Below are 20,421 nucleotides of genomic sequence, written 5' to 3' on the forward strand. Positions count from 1 at the left end.
TACAGAGAGCACCGGACTTCATCCGCCCTCTCCGACCGCCTGCATCCAGTGACCGCCGCGCCCTTTCTCTGTGAGCACACGCTCGATCGCGCCACGCGCCGGGCGTTTCGTCTCGTCTGTCCCGCATGCCAGTCGTATTGGGATCTCGATTCGCGGGATCAGGTGGTGCCGTACGACGAGAGCTATCCGACGCAGCGAGGCCACTACGATCCTCGCATCGGCGCGCTCAAGGTGCGCACCCTGAGGCATTGGCTGCGCAAGGGCGACGTTGATTTTGCCGGCAAACGGGTGTGCGAGGTCGGGTTCGGCGGCGGCTCCTGCCTGCCGCTGCTCGCCGAAACGGCTCGCGGCGTCGTCGCGCTGGAAGCGAACGATTCGGCGATCGAGCACGCGAAGGCCGCGGGCCACAAGGCGGAGTATCTGCTCGTTCAGCGGCTTCCGCCTCGTCTCTCGGCGCCGGTCGATCTGTGGATCTTCCAGGACAGCTTCGAGCACATTCCGGATCCCGCCGCCTTCGTCGCGTGGATGTGCGAGAACAGTTCGGCGCGAGCGGAAATCCTGCTCGTGGCGCCCCGCGCCGATTCACTCTCCCAGCGGCTGCTCGGACGTCTCTGGCCCCACAAGCTGCCCGATCACCAGTTCCAGTGGTCGCGCGCCGGCGTCGTGCAGTTCATGGAGCGCCGTGGCTTCACGCTGCGGAATGAGTTCTTTCCGCTCAAGTTCGCGTCGCCGCAGATGGTGGTCGCGCACTTCCTGCACAAAGCGGGTGCGCCGCCGAGCGTGAAGAAATGGCTAGGGGGTGCCGCGCTCGCCGTGCCCATCAACTTTGGCGAGATGGGCCTCGTCTTTCGCCGCAGCGCCTGACGGGTTCGCGGATCCGGTCGCGTTGCCCGTGACCGGATCCAGACGCCACAGCGTGTAGAACGGCGTCTCGTACAACTTCCGGCCGCGAGCGGCGACGGCCGCGGTGAGCTGCGCATCCCGCTCGTTGACCAGCGAGTCGATCAACGGCCGATAGGGAGCCGGGTTCGCCCAGAGCTGCCAGAGTCGGTATCGGGCAATCACGTAGTAATAGCCCTTGTCGAACATCTCGTCGGCGAGGTGTTTGTGCTGGACGAATATCGCGCCGCGCGCGGTCGCCGATGGCGCGCGTCCGGGCTCCGCGTAGTACGCCAGGGCGCTCGACATGCGACTCGGCGGCGTGGCGATCAACGCGATCGTGAACCGGTTGAAGTAGTACCGGTACGCTCCGTCGAAGACGTGATTCACCAGGATGTGCTGGCCCGGCGCGCTGACGGAATCCAGTTCGGTTTTCAGTGACGCGATGGCGCTGGGCTCGAAGAACGCTTTCTTGAACGTGACGTCCTCGTCGAGCGAGTTGGCCATGAGTGCCACGAAGAGCCCGACACCGACGATGGCGAGCGCCCGAGCGCGCGCTCCGACCAGCACGACGACCAGCGCTCCGCAGGCGATCGAGTAGAAGGGAATCAGCAGCAGCGTGGGATAGACCTGCTCCACCCACAGCTCGGTGAACAGGCAGAGGAAGGGAAGCGTCGCCGCGAGAATGACGAGCGGATTCGCCGACGGCAGGGCGACCTTCAACGTGTGCTCGACTCGCCGGCGCCAGAGCGCCGCGACGAGCCATGCGGCCGTCACGACGAGAAACAGGATCGAGAAATAGCGCTCGATCCGGCCGAACGCCGTCGGCGCGATGCCGCTCTCGTAGGCCGTCTTGACGGCGTCGTTCGTCGAACGCTCGGTCACCTGATAGCGCAGGTCGGCCAGCCAGCCGTGAATCCCGCCGAGTGCCCACGCGTTGGTGCCCCACTTGAACAGAATTGCCGCGACGGCGCACAACCCGAGCGTCGCCAGCAACCGCAGGCCGGCGAGGTTCACCCCGCGATGGTGCGCGATGGTGACGGCGGCGAGAAGCAACGGCACCAGAAACCAGAAATCGTACGACGACAGAAAGGCGAGAAAGAGAAACACGCCCGCCAACACCGCGTACCGGGTCGGGCGTCCTTTCGCGCGAAGGTGACGCGTCAGGAAATACACGCAGCCGGCGCCGAAGAAGAACGCCAACGGCGCATGGTGCAGGTAGTCGGCGTGCTGGATCCACAGAGGGTTCACCACCCAGAGCGCCAGCGCGCACTCCGCCGTCGGCTTCGACCAGTAGCCTGCGACGAGCGCGTACACGAAGAACAACGCGCCGAATGAGAAGCACAGCGCCACGAGCCGAAACTGCGCCAGCTCCGACATCCCGAAGACGGTTCGCTCGACGCCGTTCACCAGATCGGGGAGCTGGGGGTAGTGCGTGTAGATGAGCACCCGATCCGCCGGCGTCATCGATGCCGCGTCGAGCAGGTGCGGCGTGAGATGCAGTTTCAGAAATCCGTACCGCTGGAAATTCCGCCCGGCCGTCATGACGTTGTAGTCCGATCCGGGGTCCCCCCAATTCAAGCGCGGCGGATCGAACGCGTGAATCGCGCAGTACACGAACACCGCCGCCGCGCAAACCACGCCCAAGTGCTCACGCAGCCAGGCGAAGCTCTGTCGCCGCGGCGAATTCCTGGCCGGCGTTGTCGCCTCGGAAGTCACCGATTGCGGCGCACGTCGCCGTCGGAAGTGGCCTTCGCGCCTGGAGGAGGTACCGGGCCGTCGGCGATGTTCGTCGAAGGCCGCGGCATGATGCGCCAGACGACGTACGAGTCGGTCTCCTGAATCTTCTGCCCGCCCATCGCCGCGACGTCCGCGACCAACTCCGAGTCGCGGGCCGTGATGAAGCGATCGATTTCGGCGTGGTATTGATCGGGATGACCCCACGGAACCCACAGTCCCTCACGGCCGAGCACATAGTACAAGCCCTTGTCGAACAGTTGGTCCGCAAGATGCTTGTGCTGTACGAAGATCGCTCCGCTCGGCGGCGCCACGACCGGGCGCTTCGGATCTGCGTAATAGCGGAGCGCGCCCGCGTAGTGCCAGGGCGGATTCAGAATCAGCGCGACGGTGTTGTGATTGAAGTAGTACCGATAGGCCGCGTCGAAGACGTGGTCGACGAGAATGCGCTGTCCCGGCTCAGTGACCGCGTCGATCTCTTTCTTCAACGCCGCGATCTCGCTGCGAGGCAGAAAGGCCTTCTTGAACTTCGCGTTCTCGACGATCGAGTTCGCGGCTAGGGCGGCCACGAGCACGAACCCAACCGGATGCCAAACCCGTTGGCGTGCGCCGATGAGCATGATCGCAAGTACCGCGCAACCGATCGCATAGAACGGCAGCACGAGCAGCGTTGGGTAGTACTGGCCGACCCACAGCTCGGTGAACAGCGCTAGGAAGGGCAGCGCCGCGAGGAGGATGAACACCGGATTGATCGTCGCGCGTTCGCCGTCGCCTGGCAGAGCGACGCGGCGGCGAACCGCCGGGTATAGCGCCCAGAACGCGGCGACCGGGAAGAGGAGCAACGTGAACGACCGCTCGACACGCCCGACGAGTGTCGTGGCGATGCCTTCGTCGTAAGCGACGCGCACGGCCTGGTTCGTCGCGCGCTCGACCATCTGGAAGCGGAGGTCGCGAACGAACGCCGCGACGCCGCCGAGTGCCCAGGCGTTCGTCGCCCACTTCGCGAGCAGGGCCGCCACCGCGCATCCGGCGAGCGCGCCGAGCACGCGCACCGCCGGCACGCTGACTTTCCGATAATGCCCGAACGTCATCATCGCCAACAACAGCGGCACGAAGATCCAGAAGTCGTACGACGCCATGAACACGAGGAACACGAACGCGCCCGACGCAAAGAGGAAGCCGAGCCGCCGCTCGTTCAGATGGCGGAACAGGAAGTACAGCGCGCCGAAGCCGAAGAAGGCCGCGTATGGCGCGTGGTGCAGGTAGTCGGCGTGCTGGATCCACAGCGGGTTGATGACCCACAGCGCGAGCGACAGCTGTGCGGCCTGTCGCGACCAGTAGAAGCCGACCAGCCGGTAGACGAAGAAGAGCGCGCTGAACGAGAAGATGAGCGCGACGAGTCGGAACTGGACGAGATCCGTGAACCCGAACACCGTGCGTTCCAATCCGTTCATCAAGTCCGGCAACTGCGGATAGTGCGTGTAGACCATCGCTGAATCGGCGTTGGTCATGTACGCGGGATCGAGCACGAACGGCGTGAGTCGAAGGTGCAGGAATCCGTACTTCGCGAAGTTCCGCCCCGACGTCATCACGTTGTAGTCGGACGCCGAGTCGCCCCAGTTGAGCCGCGGCGGATCGAACGCGTGAACGAGGCAGTAAACCAGCACGAAGGCGACGCAGATGAAACCGAGGTTCTGCCACGCCGCGGTCAGGACTTTCTTCGGGAGCGCGGGGTACGTCGTGCGCTGAGGAGGGTACTCCATCGGAGTCCAGTTGGATGGTGAGACGGCGGCATCCTCGAACAGCCCCTTGATGCACCGATTGTCGCCTCGGCACGGCGGCGACTCGCTCGTGTGGACGCAGGGCGAGCACGCGATCTTGCGGTAGTACTGTCGCTCCTCGACATCCGTCCACGCCTCGCGCGTCAGCGTCGACGGGTCGGTCGGTCCCCAGTAGGACACACAGTGCAGTCCGGCCGTGCGCGCCAGATGCAGTAGACTGGAATCGATTCCCCAGAATTCGGCCGATTCGAACAGCGCCTCGACCGATTGTTTGATCGAGAGGTCGCCGCACGCGTTGCGGAACGTCAGCGCCGGATACGCGTCACGCAGCGCATCGATGATCGCGTCGCCCTTCGCGCGATCACTCGGCGCGCCGAGAAAGATGAATGTCTGGTGCTCGGGTCGAAGGTGGTCGCGGAACGCGCGCGACCACTGCTCGGGCGACAGCATGCGTTCGAGCGCGAGGTCCGAGCAGGCGAACCCGACCGCCACTTGTCCCGGCACCTTGGCCGTCGACGCGGATTGGCCGATCGCGCCGCCCAGCGCGCGCTCGCAGTCGGCGCGCGACGCGGGCTTCACGCCGAACAGATCGCCGATGCGGTCATAGAAGTAGAAGGATCCGGACGAGCGGTTGAAGAACACGAGGTGCGACGCCAGCCCGCGTCGCCAGAAGATGTGGTCCAGCCAAAACGCGACGCGGTTTCGCGCCATCGTGAGCGTCGTGAAGACGGTCGTCAGGCGGCTGTGCACCTCGAGGTCGACGATGCAGTCGGCGCGAAACGTCGTGATGAGCGCAACGAGGGCGGTCCAGAGCAGCGCGAACGAGCTGCGCGTGTCGATGATCCGGTACTCGTCAAACACGCCGAGCAGTTCAGCGAACGGCTGTACCGCCGGCGTCGTGACGAGGACCATGCGGACGTTCGGGTGCGCCTTGCGAAACCCCAGCAGCATCGGCATCGCGAGCACGAGGCTGCCGCCGCCCAGCATCTTCACCCAAACCACTTCCTGTCCGACCGTCAGCTCATGGTTGCGGCGAAGGAGGGCGCCGAGAAGCATCGTCGCCGGACGCAGCACGGCGATCGCGGCGCCGCCGGCGTAGTTGTCGATGAGCTTTTGGGTCCGGAGGTGCATACCCCCAGGGACTGCCTCGAGGCATTCAAGGTATCAAACGGGAGGCAGTGCCAATCACTGGCCGGATTGCTGCTTGACCAGGTCCGCGAGCCACTCCTGATTGGCCCTGTTCACGGAGACCTGCCAGACCCGGATGTGTCGCACGTCGATGGACGCCCCCGGAAGCAGCGAAAAGGTCCGAAAGGCGAGTGTCGGCGTGGCTCCCGGCGCGGCGACGAGAGGAAAACGCGCCTTGGTGGCGTACGGATCGAGTGTGACGGGGACGCGAGGCAGCCCACCCGTAATGCCGACGAGGAAACGCGGATTCGATCCGATGAGCGGGATTCGGGCGAGTGGATTTCTCGTCTGGTATTCGACCTCGACGGTCATGAGAGTTACGGGCATGCCGGGCGATGCCGGCACCGGTCCGAGCGCGGCGATTTGCGTCCCCCCGTCCACCGTTGGCTCGCCGAGCAGTTGATTCGACGGAGCTTCTCCCACTTGGCGCTCCCAAAACAGAGACCACGGAGTCCTCTGAACGATCGCGTAGCGCTTGAGCAGCTCCTCGTAAAACTCCCAGCTCGTCTGTTCCAGCCAAGTTTCGTACTGCGTGTACGAAGGGAGCACCGTCTGCACGAGCTGAGGAGACGTCGCCCGAAAGCGCTCGATGTATTGGGCGCGATTCGCCGGGCCGAGCGCGTGAATGATGTAGTCGAACGACGGGTGAAAGAGTCCGTAACGCGCCTCGAGCCACCCGGAGTAGGTGGACCATATCGACGGGAGCTGACCGGTGGGACTCGTTCGCGAGGCGACCACCGCTTCGTCGTCGTGCATCGTCTCGGGCCAGATCCCGGCGACGCCGAACTGCGCGTGCCCCAACAAATGCTCGGTGACGACGTGCGGTGAGGATCGCAAGATTCCCAAGGCACTCGGGGTGGCAATCGCCGCCCAAACGATGGCCGCGAGCGCTGCCGCCGGCATCCAGACCGGCACCGCGGCCGGCGCATTCTCTTCCGAGCGAATCTTGGCGGAGTCTCCGGCACCGGTGAGGCCGATCAAGCCGAGTACGATCAGAACGCGCCAACACGGTTGGACATACGCAGCCGCGAAAATTCCGAGGAGCGATGCGCAGGATACCAGACCGTAGACGGCGAACAACGCGAGCGCGTCGGCTCGCTGCTCCGAGCCCGTTCCTCGCACTCTGGCAACGCGCGTGAGACATACAGCCACGGCGACGAGGATCAGCGCGACCGCCGCTCCCACCGGCCACACGTGAACGAGCATCCCCGGAAGCCGGCCCCACGACGAGATGAACACGTTGGGCGGGGCGCCGAAGTACCAGTACTGGTCCATCGGCACGGCTTCGAGGTTGTAGCTCAAGACTCCGAGCGTTCCTCCACGTGCCACAAGGAGAATCAGGAGGAGAAACGTCGCGACGCCGACGGCGACCGTGCCCACCGCATCCGCGATGCGTTCGCCACGAGTCGACGGCCGCGTCAGCGCGACGCCCGACACGACGCAAAAGGCCAGGACGATCGCGATGCCTTGCTCCGTGCTCAGAAAGAGAGCGAGTCCGAGGCACAGGCCCGTGACCAGCGTTCGCTGCGCTCCCGCGCGTGATAGATAGAACGCGACCGGGACCAGCATCGGCATCGTCGAACGGAGGCCGAGCATTCCGTTCAGCGGATTGGTGAGTGCCGTGAGGTGGAGCGCGATCGAAGCCGCGAGGGCGGCCGTGGTGAGCCACCAGGCGCGTCGCCAGCCGCCCGTGAACGCGCGAAACACCGCGAGGAACACCACGGGGTACGCGAGCGTGCTCAGTAACTGCCGCGCGAGCTCGGACCCTTCGAGCCGTCCCCCGAACAGCAAGTAGAGGGGATAGTGCAGGAAAGGGATTCCGATTCCGTGAAAGAACTGAAAATCGATTCCCGGCCTGAAGCCGGCCTGAATGCGGCGAAGCGCGTTGTAGAGCTGGAAGGGTCCGTCGATCGCCACGCCGCTGAAGTGCCGTGCGGAATCGACGGCGATGGAAAACGGGATCGCGAAGACCAGCGCGGCCAGGACCACGGGAATTGCAGTGCCCGCGATTCGTGCCAGCGCCGGCGGTTCGGCGGCCCGGGTCGGGGATGACGACGGCGACGTGGGGGCGGGGGCAGGGGCGGGGGCGGTCAACGAGGGCGGGTCAGAAGGGCTGAAAACCGAACAAATCCCGAGAATGGCGTTATATTCCCGAACCATGGCGACGGGCACCGCTCAATACGATCTCCAGGCTCCGTTTCAGCCCGCGGGCGACCAGCCAAAAGCGATCGCCGAGCTGACCGCTGGCCTCGAGCGCGGCGACCGCTTTCAGACGCTGCTCGGCGTCACGGGCTCCGGCAAGACGATGACCATTGCCAACGTGATCAAGCAGCACGGAAAACCGGCGTTGGTGCTGTCGCACAACAAGACGCTCGCGGCCCAACTCTACGGAGAGCTCAAGAGCTTCTTCCCGCACAACGCGGTCGAGTACTTCATCTCGTACTACGACTACTACCAACCCGAAGCCTACGTCCCGTCGAGCGACACCTACATCGAGAAAGACGCGTCGATCAACGAAGACATCGATCGACTGCGGCTTCGGGCGACGTCGAGCCTCATGGAACGCGACGACGTGATCATCGTCGCCACGGTTTCGGCAATCTATGGCCTCGGCGATCCGGTGTCATACCGCGAGCAGATGGTCACGCTGCTCCGCGGACAGCGCATCGCGCGCGACGAGATTCTCCGGTCCCTCGTGCGCATTCAGTACAGCCGCAACGACGTCGCGTTCGAGCGCGGCACGTTTCGCGTCCGCGGCGACACGGTCGAAATTTTCCCCGCGTACGAAGAACAGGGCGTCCGCGTCGAGATGTGGGGCGACGAGATCGAGCGGATCTCCAAGATCAACGTGCTCACCGGCGAGACGATCGCGACGCTCGAGCGGGCGGCGATCTACCCGGCCAAGCACTTCGTCACCCAGCGGCCGACTCTCGAACGGGCCGTGAAGGTGATCCGTGCCGAGTTGGCCGAGCGGCTCACGGATTTGCGCGCGGCGGGCAAACTGCTCGAGGCGCAACGCCTGGAATCGCGCACGAACTTCGACATCGAGATGATGCTGGAGATCGGCACCTGCGCCGGCATCGAGAATTATTCGCGCCACCTCGCCGGCCGCGCCGAGGGCGAGCGGCCCGCGGTGCTGTTCGACTACTTCCCCGAGGACTTCCTCGTCGTCGTCGATGAGTCGCACGTCACTCTCCCGCAGGTCGGCGGAATGTTCAACGGCGACCGCGCGCGAAAGCTCACCTTGGTCGAGTACGGCTTTCGGCTCCCGAGCGCGCTCGACAACCGTCCGCTGATGTTCGATGAGTTTCTCGGGCTGACGCCGCGCGCGATTTTTGTGTCGGCCACGCCGGCCGACCTCGAGCTCCGGCTCTCCGAAGGCGTCGTCGTCGAGCAGATCATCCGCCCGACGGGGCTGATCGACCCGGAGATCGAGGTCCGGCCGGTTCGGGGGCAGGTCGACGATCTTCTCAATGAGATTCGCATTCGCGAACGGCGCGGCGAGCGCGTTCTCGTCACGACGCTCACGAAGCGGATGGCGGAAGATCTCAGCGACTATCTCCAACAGGTCGGCGTTCGCGTGCGCTACATGCATTCGGACATCGACGCCATCGAACGGATGGAAATCGTTCGCGGCCTCCGATTGGGCGAGTTCGACGTCCTGGTCGGCATCAACCTCCTGCGCGAGGGCCTCGACCTGCCGGAAGTCTCGCTCGTCGCCATCCTCGACGCCGATCAGGAGGGCTTCCTCCGGAGCGACCGGTCGTTGATTCAGACGGTGGGCCGGGCGGCGAGACATGTGCGTGGTCGCGCGATCTTCTACGCGGACCGCATCACGGGATCGATGCAGCGGTGCCTGGAGGAAACGGCGCGCCGCCGCGAGTTGCAGACCCGGTTCAACGTAGAACACGATATTACTCCGACCTCAGTGTCGAAGAGCGTGGACCAGGTTCGTTTCATTACCCGAGTCGCCGACGCGCGAGCGGAAAAGCAGGAGAAGAAGGTCGCGGAGCCGGCGCGCGGATACTCGGTCATGGAAGTGGAGTCGCTCGAGAAGATGCTCGAGGCGCAGATGCAGGAAGCCGCTGCCGCGATGGACTTCGAGCTCGCGGCGCAACTTCGCGATCAGCTCTTCGACGTCCGCGCACGACGCGATGCGAACGTCAAGCGACCCACCGCGGGGGCGGGACGTTGGGGTGGGGGTCGTTGAGTGTCGGACTCACCTTCGGGCGTCATTCCGCCGCTGGCGGGCCACGGTCATCTCGCGCTCGACGAGGCGGAGCTTGTCGAGTGGGGGGAGCGGTTCGGGCGAGCCGCGTCGCCGCCGCTTGTCGTCGGCCTGACCGGTGAGCTGGGCGCGGGGAAGACGACGCTCGCCCGCGCGATCTGTCGCGGGTTCGGTGTGACCGAGGACGTCACCAGCCCGACCTTTACACTCGTGCATCGCTATTCGTCGCCACGCGCGCCCGTGTACCACGTCGACCTGTATCGTCTGCGCGGCCCGCACGACCTCACGAACATCGGCTGGGACGACATGCTCGCCGAGGACGCGTTGGTGTTGGTGGAGTGGCCGGAGCGGGCGGGGGATCGGCTGCCGTCGTCTCACGTGTCGATCAGCCTTCAGCATCTTCCCGACGATCCGCAGAAGCGGCTTTTGTACGCAGGCGGTCACGCGTGATCACGCTCGCCCTCGACGCCTCGACGTACGAAGGCGACGTCGCCGTTCTTCGCGACGGCCGTGTGCTCGCGGAGCAGGCGGCCGCGATGAAAGGGCGCGAGAGCGAGCAGTTGATGCCGGCCGTCGCCGCCGTTCTGCAACAGGCCGGTCTCGACCTCGGCGCCGTCGAGCGAATCGTTTGCGGGGCGGGGCCGGGGAGCTTCACCAGTCTTCGGATCGCGGGCGGGATCGCCAAGGGTATCGCGAGTGGTCTGTGCCTTCCGCTGTTCGCCGCGCCGTCGCTTTCGCTCGTTGTGGCGGGCGCTGACCTGAGCGCCGGTCGGTATCTCGGCGCGCTCGACGCGCTGCGCGGAGAGTTCTACGTGGCGCTGTACGACGTCGACGAGAAAGGCTGCGTCGCCGAATTGGAGCCCGCGCGGATCGTCGCAGCCGCGGAGGTCGCGGTCGTCGCCGGCGAGTATCGCGCGCGGATCGTCAGTCCGACGCAATTCGATGGCGGAGCGCGGTCGCGGCCGCGCGCGAGCGGTGTGGCACGTATCGAGGCGCTCCTCGTCGCTCGCGGTGAGGTCGACGTGCGAAGCTGGGAGCCGGCCTACGGCAGACTCGCCGAAGCGCAGGTGAAATGGGAGTCGGCGCACGGGCGGCCGCTGCCGCGCTGATGCCGCTCTCCATCGAGCCGGCCAAGCTCGCGGACGTCGCCGCGATCGTGGCCATTGAGCGCGCCGTGTTCAGCGATCCGTGGTCGGCGCGCTCGTTCCGCGAGGCGTTGTCGAATCCATCGGTGTATTGCGCGTGCGCGCGTCGTGACGGACGCACGCTCCAGGGTTATGTTGTCGCGTGGTTCGTCGCTGACGAGGGCGAAATCGCGAATCTCGCCGTGGCGCCGGGCGCGTGGGGAAATGGAATCGGCCACGCACTGCTCGACGCGTCGCTGCAGGAAGCGGCGGTGCGCAAGCTCAAGGCGGTGTACCTCGAGGTGCGGGATTCGAACGCGCGGGCGCGACATCTCTATGGATCGCGCGGCTTTGTCGAGGTCGGACGACGGCGTTCGTATTACAGGCGGCCTGTGGAGGATGCCATCGTGCTCCGCCGGTCGATCGATGGCGATGGCGCGTGCGATGGGACGTGAGGTCGGCAACACAAAACGTTGATGTGCGATGATTTGGTTGCGCATCAACACGGACTGGATCATACCGTGAGCGGCGAGAGGCCGAACACACTTTCTCGCCAGGAGGAGCCGTGAGCAGGAGCCTGAACAAAGTCACGCTGATTGGAAATCTCGGGAACGATCCCGAGGTTCGCTCGACCACCGGAGGCAGCCGGGTCGCCACCTTTTCGCTTGCCACGAGCCGTCAGTGGAATGACGCCGCCGGTGCGAAACAGGAGAAAACGGAGTGGCATCGCTGTGTCGTCTGGAACACGAAGGGTTCGCAGCTCGCCGACATCGTCGAGCGCTACGTGAAGAAAGGCGACAAGCTCTACGTCGAAGGACGCATCGAGTATCGCCAGTGGCAGGACAAGGATGGTCAGACGCGCTACAGCACCGAGATCAACGTGCGCGAGCTGATCATGCTGAGCCCGCGTAGCGGCGGCGGGGGAGACTTCGACAGCGAAGCGAGCTCGCGTCGCACGCCCGCGGCCTCGAAGGCGAAAGCCGCTAGTGGCGGGGGCGGCGGTGGAGACGACTTCGAGGATTTCCCGAACGCGTTGAACGACGGGGACGACGACCTGCCGTTCTAGGCGGCTCGAATCCCTCCGAACTCGTCGAAACGGAGCCCGGCGTTGTCGCGTCGGGCTCCGTTCGACGCGGGCCGCGAGAGACCTAAAGTTTAGAAATCGGCCGCACCTGCTAAAAGCTGTATCGCTCGCCACTTGCGGCCGACGCCCTCATTGGGGCGCCCGTTCCCCTTTCGTCGCCGAATCGTCCAAACCGCAGAGGCTGGCGAGGTTCGCCGCCCTGTGAGTTTTGTCCTTACACGATTCGCCCGGAGTAACGCCATGCTCGTGCGGCCTACCAGTCGGCAGCGCGGGACGTTCGCCCGTTCCGTTGCCGCGGCGTCGATCGCGATCGCCGCGACGATTCCGCAAATCCTGAACGCGCAGCAGCCGACAACTCCCGCTCCCGCTCCCGCGCCGGCGGCGGATTCCGCGAAGACGCACACCGTCAAGCGCGGAGACACGCTCTGGGACATCGCGAAAGCATACCTCGGCGACGCGTTTCTGTGGCCCGAGGTCTATCGCCTCAACACCGGCACGATCGAAGATCCGCATTGGATCTTCCCCGGCGAGCAGTTGAAGCTGCCGGGTGATCACGCGAAGGTCGTCGCGGTAGCCGCGCCCGAGGCGCCGGCGGATTCCGCGGCGCTTCCGGCCGTCACGGACGCGATCCCGGCGAAGCCCGCGCTCGACTCGGCGGGGCCGGTGCCAATCGCGCTCATGCCGGAAACGGCGCACGACACCGCGACCCCGATGCTCGCGCCGCGCACCACGGCCGTGCGACCCGGCGAGTACATCGCCGCTCCGTGGGTCGATCGCGACGGCGGCCCGCGCAACCCCGGCGCGTTGATCGAAAGTGCCGACATTCCGGGAATCGCCTCGCATGAGAAGGGGCGTCTGCAGCTCAACGATCGCGTGTTCATCGCGCCGCCGCAGGGCGCGGCGCCCGCACAGCACGCACTCTATCTCACCTATCGTCTCGGGCCGATGATCGAAGACTTCGGCCAGATCGTTATCCCGACCGGTGTTCTCGAGGTCACGCAGCCGGGCAATGCCGGCGAAGCGTCGGTCGCCCACGTCGTGAAGATGTTCGGCGAGGTCAGGCAGGGGCAGAAGCTGGTCATGCTCGACAGCGGCGCCGCCAACGTCGTCGGCCAGCCGGCGGCGGTCACCAACGGTCGCACCGGGAAAGTGCGTTGGATTCTCGAGTCGCCCGTGCTTCCCAGCCTCCAGAGCTACGTCGTCATCGACATCTCCGGCCGCGACGGTCTCACGACCGGCGACCAGATCGAGATCTTCAAGCCGCGGCAGAAGCCGAACGACGCGCACGACCTGACGTTGCCCGAGATTTCGATCGCGCACGCGCAGGTTCTCCGCGTCACGCCCTTCGGGGCCACCGCGGTCGTCACCGCGCAGGAGCAGCCACACATCGTGGAGGGCATCAAGGCGCGCGTCGCCGCAAAGATGCCGTAGTGCGCGAGAGCGCGAGGGCCTGCCGGACTAAGATGCCGTAGGCTCTCGCGTTGCACTAAATTTTGGCGACCGCTCATGATTGCGATCGCCCACTTCATCGCCATTTCGTGCTACCTGGGAGCCGCGGCCTTGGCCGCGGTTCCGTTCGCGCGTCCGGTGAAGGCCTCCGTCCGCGGGGTTGCGGCCCTACTCGCGGCCGGTGTCGTGGCGCACGTCGTCGCGCTGCTGGCGTTCGCGCTGCGGTCGAGCGCTGTCCCGCTCACCGGGCTGGGGCCGGCGCTGTCGTTTGCCGGCGTCGTCCTCGCTTTCACCCTGCTCGTGGTCGAGTTGTTAGCGCGCGACGTGAGTCTCGCCCTCGTCGCCGCGCCGCTGGCGGCCGTTCCGACGATTTGTGCGAACGTGATCGGGCTCACGCCCGGCCGAGCCGCAGAGGGGGCGCGCGGTGTTTGGCTCTTTGCGCACATCGCGTTGAGCTTCGTCGGGATGGCGGCGTTCGCGACGGCCGCCGCGGCGGGCGCGATGTACTTGATGCAGCGGCGAGAGCTCAAATCGCGTCGCTTCGATACGATCTTTCGTTTCTTCCCGCCGCTCGCGACCCTCGATCGGGTGAACCACGTGGCGGCGATCGCGGGGTGGCTGGGACTCACGCTCGGTGTGGTGCTCGCGTCCACGTACTCCGTGGAATACCACGAAATGAATCTCCCCCAACTCCTCTGGGGTGGGGGAGCGTGGCTTGCGGTGACCCTAGTCGCCCTCGGCCGCGTGACGCGCCACTGGCAGGCCCAGCGCGCCGCGAAGTACTCAGGGCTGGCGTTCGTGGCGGTCCTCCTTCTGTACGTGGCGTTCCGGGTCGCGGGGCCGGCGACAGGTCAGTTCCTATGAGTGCATACCCGCTGACACTCGAGGGTACGTCCATCTCCGCGCTCGTCGTCGGAGCGGGCCGCGTCGCGACTCGAAAGGCCCTCGCGCTACTCGATGCGGGCGCGCGTGTGCGAGTCGTCGCGCTGGCGGGAACGACCGAACTCGAACACACCGCGGCGGACGACGATCGCCTCACGGTGACGCGTGCGCCCTATTCGCCGACGCAGATCGGCGACGCGACGCTGGTGGTCGCGGCGACCGACGATCCGGCGCTCAATGCGTCGATCGCGCGCGACGCTCGCGAGAAAGGTCGTCTGGTGAACGTGGTCGACGCGCCGGATGTGGGAAACTGCACCACGCCGGCGGTGCTGCGCTCGGGCAGCTTGGTCGTGTCGGTGACGGCGGGCGGCGTGCCGGCGGCGGCGAAGCGGATTCGCGACGCGCTCGCGACGAAACTCGACGGTCGCTACGCGTCGGCGGTCGCCCATCTCGCCGCGCTGCGCCGCACGATGATCGACGACGGCCGCCGTGAACGGTGGAGCGAAGCGTCCGCCGCTCTCGTCGGCGACGACTTCTGCGAGTCGGTCGAGTCAGGGCGATTCGACGAACGGGTGGCCCGATGGCGCTGACCGTCGTCGGCGTGAACCACCGCGGCGCGTCGCTCGACATTCGCGAGCGACTCGCGTATCGCGCGAGCGAAGCGCTTCCGGCGCTCGAGGCGCTGCGCGAGGCGTCCGCGGCGCGCGAAGCGGTGCTGCTCTCGACGTGCAATCGCACCGAGGTCTACGTCGTCGAAGAGGAGCGAGACGCCGCGTCCGACGTGTGGTCGGCGTTTTCCGAGAGGCTCGGCCGCGACGCGTCGGAGTTCGGCTACGTGCGCCGCGACCGCGAGGCGGTCACGCATCTCTTCCGTGTGGCGAGCGGGCTCGATTCGATGGTGCTGGGCGAAGCCCAGATCCATGGACAAGTGAAGGACGCATGGGAGGTGTGCCGCTCGCAATCGGGGCCGGTGCTCAATCGCCTCTTTCAAACCTCGCTCCTCGTCGCGGGCCGCGTGCGCAACGAAACGTCGATCGCGCGCGGTGCGGCGTCGGTGAGCTCGGCGGCGGTGCAGATCGCCAGACAGATCTTCGGTTCGCTCCAAGGCAAGCGCGCGATGGTTCTCGGCGCCGGCGAGATGGCGGAGTTGGCGCTCGAATGCCTGGTCGACCAGGGTGTGCGCGCGGCGATCGTCGCGAACCGTACCTTCGACCGCGCGAAGGAGCTCGCCGATCGTTACGGTGCCGCCGCGATGCACTTCGACGAGTGTTGGCCGGCGCTGGCCGACGTCGACGTGATGGTATGTTCCACGGCGGCGCCGCGTGCGGTGGTGTTCACCGAGCACATTCGTCCGGCGCTCGCCGTGCGGGGCGACCGGCCGCTGTGCATTCTCGACATCGCGCTGCCGCGCGACGTGGACCTCGCGGTGCGTCGCCTCGACAACGTGTTCCTGTACGATCTCGACGATCTTCAGGCGGTCGTCGCGGCGAACGTCGAACGCCGCCGCGGCGAGATGCCGAGCGCCGAGCAGCTGATCAGCAGGGAAGTGGATCGCTACTGGGATTGGCTCGCGGGGCTCGCCGCCGTGCCGACGCTGACCCAGATGCGCTCGCGTATGGAGGCGGTGCGCGAGCGGGAGTTGTCGGAGGCGTTGCGACGGCTGGACCATCTGGCGCCGGCCGAACGAGCCGTCGTCGAAGAACTTTCCAGGAGCCTCATGAACAAGTTTCTGCACGAACCAACGGTCCGCCTGCGGGCCGCCGCGGCGAACGGGCGCGGGCTCGGCGTCGTCGATGCTGTGAGATATCTGTTCGGCCTGGAGCGCTCCGGCGATTCGCGACACGAAGGCGCGAACGCGGAACCAGCTTCGGAGCCGCGCGAGTGACGCGGCGGGCACTGGTCACTGGCGGCGCCGGCTTCATCGGCTCCCACGTCGCGGATCTCTTTCTCTCCAATGACTGGTCGGTCGACATCCTCGACAACCTGTCGAGCGGCCGGCGTGAAAACGTTTCCCAGGCTGCGAAGCTCCACGTAATGGACATCCGCTCACCCGAAGCGGCGGCACTGGTGAGCGACGGTTCCTTCGACGTGATCGCGCATTTGGCGGCGCAGATCGACGTCCGAAAAAGCGTGAACGATCCGGCGTTCGACGCCAGCGTCAACGTGCTTGGCGCACTGAATGTCGTCGAAGCGCTGCGGCGGTCCGACAAAGGCCAGCACACTCGCCTCGTCTTTGCGTCGACCGGCGGCGCGTTGTACGGCGACCACGCCACGCCACCGAACGTCGAGACAATCGCGAAGGAGCCGGACTCACCGTACGGCATCGCCAAACTCTCGACGGAGCTGTACCTCTCGTATTACGCGAGAGTGCAGGGGATGAACATGGCGGCCGTCCGTTTCAGCAACGTGTACGGACCGAGGCAGGATCCGCACGGCGAGGCCGGTGTCGTCGCGATCTTCTGCCAGCGCATTCTCGCCGGGCGGCCCCTCACCGTGTTCGGCGACGGCACCCAGACCCGCGACTATGTGCACGTGAGCGACGTCGCAGCGGCGACGTACGCCGCGGCGACAAAAGCACTGTCGCACCCGCGCCGCCTCGACGACCGCGCGTTCAACGTGGGCACCGGAATCCCCACGTCGGTCATCGAGCTCGCCGAGGTGCTGCGAAAGGCCGCGGGATCGACCACGCCGATCGAGTTCGCGCCCAAGCGTCCCGGCGAACAGCAGCAGTCGTTTCTGACGGTGGGGAAGGCGAAGGCCGACCTGGGATGGAGCGCGAAGATTTCGCTCGAAGAAGGACTTGCCGACACGTTCCGCTGGTTCAGCGCCAATCCCCGCACCCAATGAGACCGTGACGCTCGCTCTCCTGCAGTTGCAGATGTCTCACGGGGCCGTTCCCTCGAGCCCGGTCGATCTCATTTTGAACGCGACGCCCGTCACGCAGGCGGTGCTGCTGATTCTCGCGTTCCTCTCGCTGCTCAGTTGGTCGATCATGTTCGGCGTTTGGCGATCGATGAAGAAGGCGGCGAACTCGGCGGACAAATTCTGGTCCGAGTTCGAGCACATCTCGCGGCTCGAGGACGCGGCCACGCTCGCCAAGAAATCGAAACCGAGCGCGCTGCCGCGCCTCTTCATGCGCGCGATACGGTTCGTTGCCGATGCGCGCGTGGCGAATCAGCAAGTCCTCGAGCGCGTGACCACTCCAGTGGGCGGCGATGCGCCGGTGGCGGCGACGCTGAGCGGCTCGCAGATCGAAACGCTGCACCTCCTGCTCGACACCGAAGCGTCGGATGAGCGCGATCGCTTGGGGCGCTTCCTTCCGTGGCTCGCGACCATCGGCTCGGTCAGCCCGCTCATCGGTCTTCTCGGCACCGTGCTCGGCGTGATCGAGGCCTTTCTCGGGATCGCGACGAAAGGATCAGGCAATCTTGCGGCGGTCGCGCCCGGCGTCGGCGAGGCACTCACGGCAACCGCGGCCGCGCTGGCCGTCGCGATTCCAGCCACGTTCGGCTACAACATCTTTGCCGCCCGGCTCAATCGGTTCGCCGGCCGCATGGAACGCTTCAGCACGGCCGTCATCGCGCTCCTCGTGCGCGAAGGGCGCATCTGACGATGAGGCGCGGGGGCCGGGGACACCGTTACGAGCTGAACGCCGACGTGAACGTCGTCAGTCTGATCGACGTCATGCTCCTCTTGCTCGTGATCTTCATGATCACCGCGCCGATGATGCAGGGCGGCGTCGACATCACACTGCCGCAGGCGCAGTCGAAGCCGCTGGAGGCAAAAGACGGGCTCGCTGTGACCGTGAATAGCAAAGGGGAGATCTTCATTGGGAACGAGAAGTTCACCCTGGGCGACTTCCGGGTGTCCTTCAAGACGGTGGCGCAGAACCGGACGCGAAACGGCGTGTATCTCCGGGCGGACAAAGACGTCCCATATGGGATCGTGGTTCAAATCCTGGCCATCATGCGCGCCAACGGTGTGTCCGACGCCGGGCTCGTCACTGAGCCCGAGGTAATTCGATAGCGTGAGCGCGATCGCCGAGCCGCGGTTGCGCGGCGGATTCGCGATATCCGTGATTCTTCACGGCGGGCTGGTGGCCGCGTTCTTTCTTCTTCGTCCTGGCCCGCCGCCGCCGATGCCGCCGTTGTACAAGGTGCAGCTCTTCGCGGCGCCGGCGGGAGAACGCGCGATCGGCGCGGTTCAGGAAACTCCCACGGCAAAGCCGCCGGAGCCCAAACCGGAGAAGATCAAGCCGCCGCCGAAACCGGTGGTCACGAAGCCGGTGCCCAAGCCGACCGCCAAGACGGTGCCCGCCGTAAAGCAGGTGACGCCGACGCCGCCCGAGAAGACCGCGCCTCCGAAGGAGGAAGCGCCTGCGCCAACCGCCGGCGGTGGTCCGACGGGCGGCAAGGGTGCCGACGTCTCGAACGTCGATACGGGCGGCCTCGAGTTCAATTACCCGTATTACATCAACAACATCATGCGTCAGTTGATTCTCGCGTGGGGACAGGGCGCCCCGCGGAAGGACGCTGTCGTGCGCTTCACCATCAAACGCGATGGTAGTGTCGATCCGGCGAGCATTCAGCTCGTGATGCACAATGACTACCGCAACGATCAACGGGCGATCGGCGCGGTCGAGCAAGTCGCTGACGCAAAGTTGTTCGGCGCCCTTCCGCCGGGTTTTCGCGAAGACATTCTTCCGGTGACGGTTCGGTTTACTCCAGCAATGTTCAAATGACTCGCGCCGTACGTGTCGCTTCGATCATCTGTGGTTCGCTCGCCCTCGCCGGACGCGCCTTGCCCGCGCAGGGCGACACCACGTTCAAGGGCGGCATATCGCTCGTCGTGAACTTCGACCCGCTGCGCAGCAAGATTCCGGTCGTCGTGCTGCCGGTGTCCGGCGCGTTCGGCGATTCGGTCCGCGCGATCGTGCAGCGCGATCTCGACTACAGCGATCGCTTCGTCGTCATTGCCATCGACAGCGCGGATCCTGCCACGCTTCGCGCTCAAGGAGCCGGCGCGGGACTCAACTACGACGTCTTCCGCCATCTCAACGCCGCCGCCGTCGTGCAGATGACCATGGCCGGCACCGGCGTTCACGTCGCGCTCCACGACGTCGGTCACACGCAGGTCATGAACGCCGGCGACTTCGAGCTCCCCGGCTCGGGTCTCGGCCGCGATTGGCGCCTCGGCGTCCATCGCGCGTCGGACGAAATCGAGCGATGGATGACGGGGCAGCGCGGAATCGCGGCGACGCGGATCGCGTACATGCGAGGCAGGAACATTCGCGTCGTCGACAGCGACGGCGCCGACGAGATCACCGTACCCACCGACTCGAACGGCACCAGCCCCGCGTGGAATCCGGCGGGGACGATGCTCGCGTACTCGACCTACGGCGACGGTTCTCGGCTGGTCGTGATCGACCTGGCGACGGGACGTTCGCGGGCGATCGCGGGACCGACGCGTAACGTGATCTACACGACTCCCGTCTTCTCCCCGGATGGCAACTCGGTCGCATTCGCGAGGACCGGAGAATCGCAGGGCGACATCTACGTCGTCGCGGCGGATGGATCCTCAGCGCCGAACCGACTCACTGTCGCACACGGGGCGCAGAACTCGAACCCAGTCTATAGTCCGAAAGGACAAAGGATCGTTTACGTCAGCAACAGCCAAGGTCCGCCGGAGTTATATATTATGGACTCCGATGGAACTGGCGCCGACCAACTCACCAGATACGACTTTGACCCCAACAACTACCGGTCGGACCCGGACTGGTCGCCAGACGGGCGGTTGATAGCGTACCAGGAGATGCTGAACGGACGCTTCCAGATTCGCAGCATTCCAGCCGGCGGGGGCACGCCGAAATCGCTCACGGATGTCGGTCGCAACGAGCAGCCGTCCTGGGCGCCGGATTCTCGCCACCTTGTCTTCACGTCGGACCGGACGGGGGTTCGGCAGCTGTGGGTGTTGGATACGGAATCGTTTCGTCTGCGTCAGCTGACGAAAGCGGAAGGCTCGCGACTCGCGGCCTGGTCGGCGCGTCTATCGGGACAGTGAGACAAGAAC

The 20,421-nt window shown here is 65.9% G+C and carries 18 protein-coding genes; 15 read left to right on the plus strand and 3 right to left on the minus strand.

Annotation, left to right across the window (positions count from 1 at the left end; translation table 11 throughout):
* Positions 1-48: 48 nt before the first annotated feature.
* Positions 49-864 (plus strand): methyltransferase domain-containing protein, encoded by an 816-nt coding sequence (locus VGQ44_21310; protein ID HEV8449377.1) that lies wholly within the window; start codon positions 49-51, stop codon positions 862-864.
* Here the strand turns inward: VGQ44_21310 and VGQ44_21315 are convergent.
* From VGQ44_21315 to VGQ44_21325, 3 genes are read right to left on the minus strand one after another with little or no spacing between them, the layout of a single operon-like run.
* A complete protein-coding gene (locus tag VGQ44_21315) occupies positions 793-2,598 on the minus strand; it encodes a glycosyltransferase family 39 protein (GenBank protein HEV8449378.1) in 1,806 nt (601 codons plus the stop codon). The genes VGQ44_21310 and VGQ44_21315 overlap by 72 nt on opposite strands.
* Positions 2,595-5,528 (minus strand): glycosyltransferase family 39 protein, encoded by a 2,934-nt coding sequence (locus tag VGQ44_21320; protein HEV8449379.1) that lies wholly within the window; start codon positions 5,526-5,528, stop codon positions 2,595-2,597. Before VGQ44_21320 ends, VGQ44_21315 begins: the two co-directional genes overlap by 4 nt.
* A 54-nt stretch (positions 5,529-5,582) precedes the next feature.
* Positions 5,583-7,574 carry a hypothetical protein gene (locus tag VGQ44_21325; GenBank protein ID HEV8449380.1) on the minus strand — a complete coding sequence of 664 codons (1,992 nt, stop codon included), beginning with the start codon at positions 7,572-7,574 and terminating at the stop codon, positions 5,583-5,585.
* Positions 7,575-7,743: 169 nt separating this feature from the next.
* Here VGQ44_21325 and uvrB point away from each other — a divergent pair, with 169 nt between their 5' ends.
* From uvrB to VGQ44_21395, 14 genes are all read left to right on the plus strand, one after another.
* The gene (uvrB, locus tag VGQ44_21330; protein ID HEV8449381.1) at positions 7,744-9,795 is read left to right on the plus strand and encodes an excinuclease ABC subunit UvrB; all 2,052 of its coding nucleotides are present in this window, start codon (positions 7,744-7,746) and stop codon (positions 9,793-9,795) included.
* Entirely contained in the window at positions 9,796-10,263 is a 468-nt protein-coding gene (gene tsaE / locus VGQ44_21335) for a tRNA (adenosine(37)-N6)-threonylcarbamoyltransferase complex ATPase subunit type 1 TsaE (GenBank protein HEV8449382.1), read from the plus strand.
* Positions 10,260-10,922, plus strand: coding sequence for a tRNA (adenosine(37)-N6)-threonylcarbamoyltransferase complex dimerization subunit type 1 TsaB (gene tsaB, locus VGQ44_21340; GenBank protein HEV8449383.1), 663 nt, complete (start codon positions 10,260-10,262; stop codon positions 10,920-10,922). Before tsaE ends, tsaB begins: the two co-directional genes overlap by 4 nt.
* On the plus strand, positions 10,922-11,392 hold the full coding sequence (rimI, locus tag VGQ44_21345) for a ribosomal protein S18-alanine N-acetyltransferase (protein ID HEV8449384.1): 471 nt from the start codon (positions 10,922-10,924) through the stop codon (positions 11,390-11,392). Before tsaB ends, rimI begins: the two co-directional genes overlap by 1 nt.
* Before the next feature lie 110 nt (positions 11,393-11,502).
* Entirely contained in the window at positions 11,503-12,003 is a 501-nt protein-coding gene (locus tag VGQ44_21350) for a single-stranded DNA-binding protein (GenBank protein HEV8449385.1), read from the plus strand.
* Positions 12,004-12,261: 258 nt separating this feature from the next.
* Positions 12,262-13,452, plus strand: coding sequence for a LysM domain-containing protein (locus VGQ44_21355; protein HEV8449386.1), 1,191 nt, complete (start codon positions 12,262-12,264; stop codon positions 13,450-13,452).
* Positions 13,453-13,527: 75 nt separating this feature from the next.
* Positions 13,528-14,334, plus strand: coding sequence for a cytochrome c biogenesis protein CcsA (gene ccsA, locus VGQ44_21360; protein ID HEV8449387.1), 807 nt, complete (start codon positions 13,528-13,530; stop codon positions 14,332-14,334).
* Positions 14,331-14,942 (plus strand): bifunctional precorrin-2 dehydrogenase/sirohydrochlorin ferrochelatase, encoded by a 612-nt coding sequence (locus VGQ44_21365; GenBank protein HEV8449388.1) that lies wholly within the window; start codon positions 14,331-14,333, stop codon positions 14,940-14,942. Before ccsA ends, VGQ44_21365 begins: the two co-directional genes overlap by 4 nt.
* Positions 14,933-16,237 (plus strand): glutamyl-tRNA reductase, encoded by a 1,305-nt coding sequence (gene hemA, locus VGQ44_21370; protein HEV8449389.1) that lies wholly within the window; start codon positions 14,933-14,935, stop codon positions 16,235-16,237. The genes VGQ44_21365 and hemA overlap by 10 nt, the downstream gene beginning before the upstream one ends.
* Positions 16,234-17,199, plus strand: a complete 966-nt coding sequence (locus VGQ44_21375; GenBank protein HEV8449390.1) for an NAD-dependent epimerase/dehydratase family protein — start codon at positions 16,234-16,236, stop codon at positions 17,197-17,199. Before hemA ends, VGQ44_21375 begins: the two co-directional genes overlap by 4 nt.
* A 4-nt stretch (positions 17,200-17,203) precedes the next feature.
* Positions 17,204-17,962: a MotA/TolQ/ExbB proton channel family protein gene (locus tag VGQ44_21380; protein ID HEV8449391.1), complete on the plus strand. Its 759-nt coding sequence runs from the start codon at positions 17,204-17,206 to the stop codon at positions 17,960-17,962.
* Between the two features lie 2 nt (positions 17,963-17,964).
* Positions 17,965-18,378 carry a biopolymer transporter ExbD gene (locus VGQ44_21385; protein HEV8449392.1) on the plus strand — a complete coding sequence of 138 codons (414 nt, stop codon included), beginning with the start codon at positions 17,965-17,967 and terminating at the stop codon, positions 18,376-18,378.
* Position 18,379: 1 nt separating this feature from the next.
* Positions 18,380-19,093: a hypothetical protein gene (locus tag VGQ44_21390; protein ID HEV8449393.1), complete on the plus strand. Its 714-nt coding sequence runs from the start codon at positions 18,380-18,382 to the stop codon at positions 19,091-19,093.
* On the plus strand, positions 19,090-20,412 hold the full coding sequence (locus tag VGQ44_21395; GenBank protein HEV8449394.1) for a hypothetical protein: 1,323 nt from the start codon (positions 19,090-19,092) through the stop codon (positions 20,410-20,412). Before VGQ44_21390 ends, VGQ44_21395 begins: the two co-directional genes overlap by 4 nt.
* Positions 20,413-20,421 lie beyond the last annotated feature (9 nt).

Source organism: Gemmatimonadaceae bacterium (assembly GCA_036003045.1).
In the GTDB taxonomy this organism is placed as follows: Bacteria; Gemmatimonadota; Gemmatimonadetes; order Gemmatimonadales; family Gemmatimonadaceae; genus JAQBQB01.